Below are 1,891 nucleotides of genomic sequence, written 5' to 3' on the forward strand. Positions count from 1 at the left end.
GGGGGGGGGGGGGGGGGGGGGGGGGGGGGGGGGGGGGGGGGGGGGGGCCCCCCCCCCCCCCCCCCCCCCCCCCCCCGCGGCGAGGTGCGTCGTGATCCGGCTGCCCGGTGCGGACGGGCAACTGCACGCGTACGAGCCGCGCCCCGAGCCCGCGCCGTCCGTCGCCCGTGGCCCGGGCCGGCCGGACCCCGGCCGGCAGCCGCCCCGTACGGTCTTCGCCGCAGCCCACGTGGTCGCCGCGCCGTACGCCGCCGGCCCGGGCGCGCCGGCGGCCGTCGACTGGGACGCCACCCTGGCCTTCCGGCACCATCTGTGGGCGCACGGGCTGCGGGTGGCCGAGGCCATGGACACCGCGCAGCGCGGCGCCGGGCTCGACTGGCCGGCCGCCGCCGCCCTCATCCGCCGCTCGGCGGCCGAGGCCCGGGCGGTCGGCGGCGGCCTCGTCTGCGGCGTGGGCACCGACCACCTCGCCGGGCCCGCCCGCACGCTGCACGAGGTGGTCGCCGCGTACGAGCAGCAACTCGCCGTGGTCGAAGGGGCCGGCGCGGACGCCGTGCTGCTGGCCTCGCGCGCGCTGGCCGCGCTGGCCCGCGGCGCCGACGACTACCTGTGGGTCTACGAACGGGTGGTGCGCCAGGCCGCACGGCCGGTCGTCCTGCACTGGCTTGGCCCGATGTTCGACCCCGCGCTGCACGGCTACTGGGGCAGCGCCGATCTCGACCTGGCCGGCGAGACGCTGCTCGCCGTCGTCGCGGCCCACCCTGGCCGCATCGACGGGGTCAAGGTCTCGCTGCTCGACGCCGACCGGGAGGTGGCGTTGCGCCGCCGGCTGCCGGCCGGCGTGCGCTGCTACACCGGCGACGACTTCCACTACCCCCAGTTGATCGCCGGCGACGGGCACGGGCACAGCGATGCGCTGCTCGGCGTCTTCGACCCGCTCGCCCCACTGGCCGCCGACGCCGTACGCGGCCTCGGCGACGGGCCCGCCGGGCGGCAGCGCTTCCACGCACTCCTCGAACCGACCGTGCCGCTCGCTCGCCACCTCTTCGCCGCCCCCACCCAGTACTACAAGACGGGCGTGGTCCTGCTGGCCTGGCTCGCCGGGCACCAGCGCGACTTCGTGATGCTCGGCGGCCAGCACACCGCCCGCTCGCTCCCGCACCTCGCCCGGGCCTACCAACTCGCCGACACCATCGGCCTGTTCCCCGATCCGGCGCTCGCCCAGGCCCGCATGCGACACCTGCTCACCGGCCGGGGAGTGCCCGCATGAGCGCCGCGGGGAGCACCGGACCCGGCAAAGCCACGGGGAGCGCCGAGCACGGCAACGGCGCGGGCGGGACGAGCGCGGGCCCGGCACCCGCGCCCGACCCGGCCGGCCCGCCGCCGGGCGGCCTGCGCAGGTTCAGCCTCAACCAGCAGACGGTGCGGCAGTGGTCGCTGCCCGAACTGGTCGACGGCTGTGCCTTCGCTGGCGTGCCCAGTGTGGGCCTGTGGCGCGAACCGGTGCAGGCGTACGGGCCGGCCCGCGCCGCCCGCCTGGTGCGCGCCGCCGGGCTCACCGTGAGCAGCCTGTGCCGCGGCGGGTTCCTCACCGCCGCCGACCCCGGTGCGCGCACGGCCGCGCTCGTCGACAACCGGCGCGCCATCGACGAGGCCGCCGCGCTCGGCACCGCGACCCTGGTGCTGGTGTCGGGCGGGGGGGCGGCCGGCCGCCCGGGCCGGTTGGGTGGCCGGGCGCGGGGGGGCGCCCCCGGCGCCGCCCACGCGCCGGACCCCCCCCCCCCCCCGGGGGGGGGGGGGCGCGCGGCCCGCGCCCGACGTGTTCTCGCTGGGCGCGGTGCTGGCGTACGCGGCCACCGGCCGGCCGCCGTTCCCCGGCGACTCGTCCGCC

General features: G+C 79.9%; 2 protein-coding genes. Both read left to right on the top strand.

What is annotated here, in order from left to right; genetic code table 11:
* The first annotated feature begins 91 nt into the window (after positions 1-91).
* Positions 92-1,270: a DUF993 family protein gene (locus AAHZ94_RS33420; RefSeq protein WP_349997451.1), complete on the top strand. Its 1,179-nt coding sequence runs from the start codon at positions 92-94 to the stop codon at positions 1,268-1,270.
* On the top strand, positions 1,267-1,891 hold a 625-nt coding region (locus AAHZ94_RS33425; protein WP_502964861.1), incomplete at its 3' end, for a sugar phosphate isomerase/epimerase family protein. The genes AAHZ94_RS33420 and AAHZ94_RS33425, both read left to right, overlap by 4 nt.

The sequence above is a fragment of the Streptomyces sp. HSW2009 genome (genome assembly GCF_040240285.1).
Taxonomy (GTDB): Bacteria; Actinomycetota; Actinomycetes; order Streptomycetales; family Streptomycetaceae; genus Streptomyces.